Genomic DNA, 6,835 nt, shown 5'->3' on the forward strand with positions numbered 1-6,835 from the left:
AGTATCTCCAGTAGGACCGGTATCTCCAGTAGGACCGGTATCTCCAGTAGGACCGGTATCTCCAGTAGGACCGGTATCTCCAGTAGGACCAGTATCTCCAGTAGGACCAGTATCTCCAGTAGGACCGGTATCTCCAGTAGGACCAGTATCTCCAGTAGGACCAGTATCTCCAGTAGGACCAGTTGCACCGGTAGGACCAGTATCTCCAGTAGGACCGGTATCTCCAGTAGGACCAGTATCTCCAGTAGGACCAGTTGCACCGGTAGGACCAGTATCTCCAGTAGGACCGGTATCTCCAGTAGGACCAGTATCTCCAGTAGGACCAGTATCTCCAGTAGGACCGGTATCTCCAGTAGGACCGGTATCTCCAGTAGGACCGGTATCTCCAGTAGGACCAGTATCTCCAGTAGGACCAGTATCTCCAGTAGGACCAGTTGCACCGGTAGGACCAGTATCTCCAGTAGGACCAGTATCTCCAGTATCTCCAGTAGGACCAGTTGCACCGGTAGGACCAGTATCTCCAGTAGGACCAGTTGCACCGGTAGGACCAGTTGCACCTGATTGCTCCGATGCTAGTAATGATATATCATCCACAACCACATTGGGACTTCCAATCTGCCCTAACTTAAAAATAGATACAAGGGCTTGGGTAGCCGTAGGTGGTGCTAAAGAAGTAGTTTGATACACTGTCAACCAAGTATTTTGACTATTATCTGGGAGACGATCTGCTGGAATTATAATAGTCAGACCATATTCTAAAAAATTTGCTGGAATAACTGCTCCTGCATAATAAGCAATTGTAATCGAGATAGTAGGGCTTGCAGCTTCTCCAACTTTAGCAAGAGAAGCCAACAGTTCATAACTTTGATTTGAGGAAACAGGTACCTCTTGTACAATAACAGCATTCCCTATTCCGCCAAAAAGACTTGCACTGAAAAGGCCAGAATGACTATGTGTACCATCAATAGAAGCATTCACCGTCAAAAACGGTAAAAGTGTTCCGTTCTCAAATCCACCATTAATAATGAGATTAGTAATCAAAAAATCACCTCTCTTCTTGATATAAATTAGTGAGAATTCTTTTTTTGTACATTAAGCTAGATAAGACATCCCTAGAAAAATTAAACTATTATATATGTATGAAAATAAAAAAATCTATGATTAGATTTTTATACCCTCCAAATAAATTTATTTATCATTTTAGCCAAGAAGACTCCTTCCTCAAGGAGCGTGAAGGGTCACAGCCTAGTGAGTAGGTGGGAGATGAATTGGCTTCGAACAAGGGATGGCAGGAAGCCATCTTAATTGTTCGACTTACAGAAAGTGTTACTCTACTACCTATCGAATGTACGTTTGGTGTATAATAGTCATATACCGAAATGGAGGTGAATCAAATAATGATTAATAAGGCCTATAAGTTTCGTATCTATCCAAATCAAGCACAAGCAATTCTAATCAACAAAACGATTGGGTGTTCTCGCTTTGTATTCAATCATTTCCTATCCTTATGGGATCACGCATACAAAGAGAAAGGAAAAGGCTTGACCTATGGTACATGCTCTGCCAAACTACCTGCCATGAAGAAAAAGCTTGTTTGGCTAAAAGAAGTGGATAGTATTGCGATTCAGTCGTCTGTTCGCAACCTTGCGGATGCTTATACGCGCTTTAAATCTAAGAAGAACAACGTACAATCGTATACCACAAAACAAACAAATGAAAACATTGCCGTTGTAGGGAACAAAATAAAGTTGCCGAAACTAGGCCTTGTTCGATTTGCCAAAAGTCGCGAAGTAGATGGGCGTATTGTAAATGCTACAGTTAGACGGAACCCTTCTGGTAGATATTTTGTGTCACTATTAGTTGAAACAGAAGTACAAGAACTTCCGAAAACACATTCTTACATTGGAATAGATGTAGGACTAAAAGATTTCGCTATTTTGTCAGATGGAACACACTATGAAAATCCGAAGTTTTTCCGATGATTAGAAGATAAGTTGGTGAAAGCACAGCATGTTCTTTCTAGAAGAATGAAAGGATCTTCTCGCTGGAATAAACAACGAGTAAAGGTAGCTAGAATTCATGAATATATATCAAATGCTAGAAAAGATTACTTGGACAAAACCTCAACTGAAATCATCAAAAACCACGATGTTATCGGTATAGAGGATTTGCAAGTATCGAATATGTTAAAGAATCATAAGTTAGCAAAAGCAATTAGTGAGGTATCTTGGTCACAGTTTCGAACCATGTTAGAATACAAAGCAAAATGGTATGGCAAACAAGTCATTGTCGTATCGAAAACATTTGCTTCCAGCCAATTATGTTCTTGTTGTGGATATCAAAATAAAGACGTTAAAAATCTAAACCTACGTAAATGGGACTGTCCTTCTTGTCGTACACACCATGATAGGGATATTAACGCAAGTATCAATCTAAAGAATGAAGCGATAAGGCTTCTAACCGCAAGGACTGCGGGGTTAGCCTAATCAATTAGAGTTCGATAGAACTCTTTACTTAGGAATCCCTCACTTCTAAACGAAGTGAAAGTGGGGGTAGTTCAAATCGTATTTTGGTTCCCAAAGTACTTCATTTTTTAACCGTAGAACATTCGTGCCAACAAACAAAGGTTCATTATTAGGGAAGGGAATAGCACCTAATTTGATTAAATGTTCTTTCCCTATTCTTTTTGTGATAATAGAGGCTAGTTCTTTAATTTGAATAGAATGACCAGAAGCGACATTTACAGTACCTATTACATCACTGCTTAATAATGAAATAAGAGCATCTGCAACATCGCTTACATGAAGGAAGTCTCGATGTTGTTTCCCATGTGTACATAAAGCCTCCTTATTTTTTAATAATGAAGTAATAATATTAGAAATAAGGCGATTGCCATGTTCGTAAGGTCCGTATAAATGAAAAATTCTTCCCCAGCACATGCTGAGTCCTGTTTGCTCAGAATAAGATTGTAGCCAAGAGCGTAAAGTGTTGTTACATAATGAATACGGATTTTTATAGGAAAGGAGTGAAGAATCTTCAGATAATATACCGTTAATCCATTCGTACTCTGCACCTGTACCAGCTACGACAATTCTCTAACCACCATGCGCTACAAACTGCTGAATTAATGAGATGCTCGATTGTAGCCAATAATAGTTATTGATGGACTCATAACATTTTGGTGGAACTGCTTCCCACGCTAAATGAATGAGGTGAGATACTTTAATGTGATGAATAAGTTTTTTTACTTCATCATTATTGAGTAAGTTTACTTTATGCCAATGACATAAAATGTGAGAAGGTTTATTTCTATTATAAGTGGCGTGTACTTCATAGCCCATTTGTATTAATGAACTTACTACGTATTTACCAATCCAGCCATTTCCTCCTGTTACAAGGATCTTCTTCATGCTTCGATCACTTCTACTTTCGGAATAACAATTAAAAATTTCCCGCCCCATTCATGAATGAAGGAGCATTCCTCCATAATTTCTTCTTTTAAATTCCAAGGTAAGATGAGAATATAATCAGGTTTTGTTTGTTTAATTTTATCAGGGGATTTAACTGGAATGCGAGTTCCTGGTAAGTGAAAACCTTGCTTATGAGGGTTTTTATCTACTGTATAAGGAAGAAATTCTTTTCCAATTCCGCAAAAATTTAAAAGAGTATTTCCTTTAGCTGGAGCGCCATAGCCGATAATTTGTTTATTTAAAGATTTTGCCTCTATAAAAAATTTCAGGATATCTATTTTCAATTGTTCTACTTGTTTAGAAAAAAGAAGATAGCAATCTAATTTATGCAGTTCATGATCTGTTTCTTTTTGAAGTAATTTCGTAACGTTTGAACTGATTTTTATATTTTTATTTATATGCTTTATAAATAATCGTAAGGAGCCGCCATGTGTAGAAAGTTCTTCTACGTCTATAACTTGTAAGTTATGGTGTAATAAAATCTTTTGAATACATAGAAGTGAGAAGTAAGAAAAGTGTTCATGATAGATCGTATCAAATTGTTTAGAGGATATGAGGTTTAATATATGTGGGAATTCAATTGTAATTACACCATCAGGCTTTAATAATGTTTTTAAGCCGGCAATAAAATCGTGTAAGTTAGGAACGTGAGCTAATACGTTATTAGCGACAATTAAATCAGCCTGTAGATTTTCCTCTCGTAATTGTTTTGCTAAATTATTACTGAAAAAGCTTATTTTCGTAGGGATCCCTTTTTGAATAGCGACTTCCGCGACATTTTTTGCTGGTTCTATTCCTAATGTACGAATGTTTCCTTGTTGAAAGTATTGTAATAAGTAACCATCATTGCTCGCGATTTCAATAACTTGCGAATGAGAGGTTAAGTTGAAACGTTTAATTGCCATTTCTACGTATTGTTTCGCATGCAATAGCCAACTAGATGAATACGAACTAAAGTATAAATAGTCATGAAAAATATTTTGTGGTGATTCGAATTCATCTAGTTGCACAAGTAAGCAATTGTTACAAACAAACGTATGCAATGGATAGAAAGGTTCCATTTTATATAAGTTTTCTGGAGCTACAAATGAATTAGCGAGAGGAGAAACACCTAAATTTAAAAAAGTATCTGTCAGTAATGAATGACAGAAACGACATTTTTTATGCGACATTTTTATAGCCCCTTTATAATTTTTTAAATGCATTGATTTGTTGTCGCGTGAACCATGCCATGTTTTCACCGGATATATATTTTAGATACCAATCAACAGTCCAAGCTATGGATTTTTTAGTTGATAATTTTGGAACCCATTCTAAGTCTTTTACCGATTTCGTACTATTGAGTGTTAAAATAGGAGATTCGTAAGGAGTGTTATTAGTAGGAGTGAGTATTGTCAATTTTTCATCCCACAGCTTCATTACTGTTTGAATTAATTCATTTACTGTTATATGAGGTTGATTAATTGGTCCAAAATTCCATGCTGCTGCATATTTGGCATCTTTCCAAAGTTTTTCAGCTAATCGTACATAACCATTTAGAGGATCTAATACATGTTGCCAAGGGCGAATTGCATCTGGATTTCTAATACTTAAATGATTGGTGTGGATATAAGCTCGAATAATATCCGGAAACAGACGATTTTCCGCCCAATCGCCGCCACCAATGACATTACCAGCTCTTACTGAAGCCAGTTTTGGAATAGAAATACTGTTTGAGTTAAAGAAGGACTTATGATAAGAGGTTGCGACTAGTTCTGCACAGGCTTTACTGGCGCTGTATGGATCATGTCCTCCAAGACGATCCTTTTCATGAAAGGATCGATTTCCAGTCCCATTATTTTCATAGCATTTATCACTTGTAACGTTAATAATGACACGTACACTTTCCGTGTGCTTTGCTGCTTCTAATACGTGAACAGTACCTAAAACATTTGTTTTAAATGTCTCAATAGGATTTTTATATGAAGTTGTAACTAATGGCTGAGCGGCTAAATGGAAAATAATTTCTGGTTGATAATACGTGATCGTTTTTAATAAGGGAGGATACTCTGTAATATCTCCGGTTACAGAATGACATTCTTTTGCTGCGTTAGACTGTTCAAAAAGGTATGGAGTTGATGGAGGATGAGAAGAGTACCCAATTACTTCTGCACCTAAAGAAATTAAAAAAAGTGTAAGCCAAGTTCCTTTAAATCCTGTATGCCCAGTAATAAATACTTTTTTTTTATGCCAAAAAGATGTAGTAACCATATTATATTACCAAACCTTCCATGGAGCATGATTGCTTTCCCATAATTCCTCTAATTTTTTCTTGTCACGTAGTGTGTCCATAGGATGCCAAAAGCCTGTATGTTGATATGCAGTAAGCTCTTGTTTGTTTACTAGCTGAACTAAAGTATCAGTTTCAAAAACAGATGTATCACCGCTAATATAATTGAAAATTTCATGGTTTAGAACAAAGAATCCACCATTCACCCAACCGCCGTCGCCTAAAGGCTTTTCTTTAAATGCTAAAACGGATTGCTCATTTAATATAAGAGAACCAAATCTACCGGGAGGTTGAACCGCGGTTACAGTAGCCATTTTTCCATGTTGTTTATGAAATTTGATGAGTTCTTGTAGATTTACATTGCTTACTCCATCGCCATAAGTAAGCAAAAAAGGTTCGTCCCCAACGTACTTTTGTATTCTTTTAATGCGTCCACCAGTTTCTGTTTTTTGTCCTGTATCAATAAGTGTGACTTTCCAAGGTTCTACATGATGTGAATGGCTAATTATTGTGTTGTCACATAATTGGATTGTGAAATCTGACGTGTGTAAGTTGTAATTAAGAAAAAATTCTTTAATTGCATAACCTTTATAACCTAAACAAATAATAAATTCCGTAATACCATAGTGACTGAAGAGGCTCATAATATGCCAAAGAATAGGTTTTGTGCCAATTTCAATCATAGGTTTTGGTTTTAAATGTGTTTCTTCCCCAATTCTAGTACCATATCCACCAGCAAGAATAACAGCTTTCATCATTTCCTCCTAAAACGTCAAACATTATAGTATCTTTTTACTGTATTCATCTATCTTACAAGTGGTGTTATTTTTGTAAAGTATGAAGGGAACGGTTATGAAAAATGGGAGGGATTATAAATGTTTTTAGTAGCAATACTTTATAATGTGCTGAAAAGAGAGTGTTTATATTTTGTATAATGCAAATATAATAATTTTAAAATGTTTTTATACATATAGGGGTGCCGCCACACATCCATCAACTTAAGGGATATTTTCAAACAAAATGTGGTTTTTTCATGTAATTTTTTATTATCTTTTGTAGTTTTTATAAAAGTAGGCATATCAAATAAACCCTGACG

General features: G+C 36.3%; 5 protein-coding genes and 2 pseudogenes. 1 reads left to right on the forward strand and 6 read right to left on the reverse strand.

The annotated features are described in order from the left end of the window. Positions 1-1,041 (reverse strand): NTTRR-F1 domain (locus tag ACTFSL_RS30930; RefSeq protein WP_440042950.1); only part of this gene is annotated, 1,041 nt, incomplete at its 3' end. 356 nt (positions 1,042-1,397) lie between these two features. Here ACTFSL_RS30930 and tnpB point away from each other — a divergent pair. Then, a pseudogene (gene tnpB / locus ACTFSL_RS30935) lies at positions 1,398-2,486 on the forward strand (IS200/IS605 family element RNA-guided endonuclease TnpB). 45 nt (positions 2,487-2,531) lie between these two features. Here the strand turns inward: tnpB and ACTFSL_RS30940 are convergent. From ACTFSL_RS30940 to ACTFSL_RS30960, 5 genes and pseudogenes are all read right to left on the reverse strand, one after another. Beyond that, positions 2,532-3,410 (reverse strand): annotated as a pseudogene (locus ACTFSL_RS30940) (NAD-dependent epimerase/dehydratase family protein). Further along, positions 3,407-4,642 carry a class I SAM-dependent methyltransferase gene (locus ACTFSL_RS30945; protein ID WP_063538995.1) on the reverse strand — a complete coding sequence of 412 codons (1,236 nt, stop codon included), beginning with the start codon at positions 4,640-4,642 and terminating at the stop codon, positions 3,407-3,409. Before ACTFSL_RS30945 ends, ACTFSL_RS30940 begins: the two are co-directional and overlap by 4 nt. A 13-nt stretch (positions 4,643-4,655) precedes the next feature. Beyond that, a complete protein-coding gene (gene rfbG, locus ACTFSL_RS30950; protein WP_063538570.1) occupies positions 4,656-5,720 on the reverse strand; it encodes a CDP-glucose 4,6-dehydratase in 1,065 nt (354 codons plus the stop codon). Positions 5,721-5,726: 6 nt separating this feature from the next. Continuing rightward, positions 5,727-6,494 (reverse strand): glucose-1-phosphate cytidylyltransferase, encoded by a 768-nt coding sequence (rfbF, locus tag ACTFSL_RS30955; RefSeq protein WP_063538572.1) that lies wholly within the window; start codon positions 6,492-6,494, stop codon positions 5,727-5,729. 140 nt (positions 6,495-6,634) lie between these two features. Continuing rightward, positions 6,635-6,835 (reverse strand): hypothetical protein (locus ACTFSL_RS30960; RefSeq protein WP_440042953.1); only part of this gene is annotated, 201 nt, incomplete at its 5' end.

It is taken from the genome of Bacillus cereus group sp. MYBK108-1 (assembly GCF_051917185.1).
In the GTDB taxonomy this organism is placed as follows: Bacteria; Bacillota; Bacilli; order Bacillales; family Bacillaceae_G; genus Bacillus_A; species Bacillus_A cereus.

What these genes read in the sequence shown, in the direction of transcription:
- ACTFSL_RS30945 (WP_063538995.1), bottom strand. Translation starts at nt 4,642, where the DNA reads ATGTCGCATAAAAAATGTCGTTTCTGTCATTCATTACTGACAGATACT.
- rfbG (WP_063538570.1), bottom strand. Translation starts at nt 5,720, where the DNA reads ATGGTTACTACATCTTTTTGGCATAAAAAAAAAGTATTTATTACTGGG.
- rfbF (WP_063538572.1), bottom strand. Translation starts at nt 6,494, where the DNA reads ATGAAAGCTGTTATTCTTGCTGGTGGATATGGTACTAGAATTGGGGAA.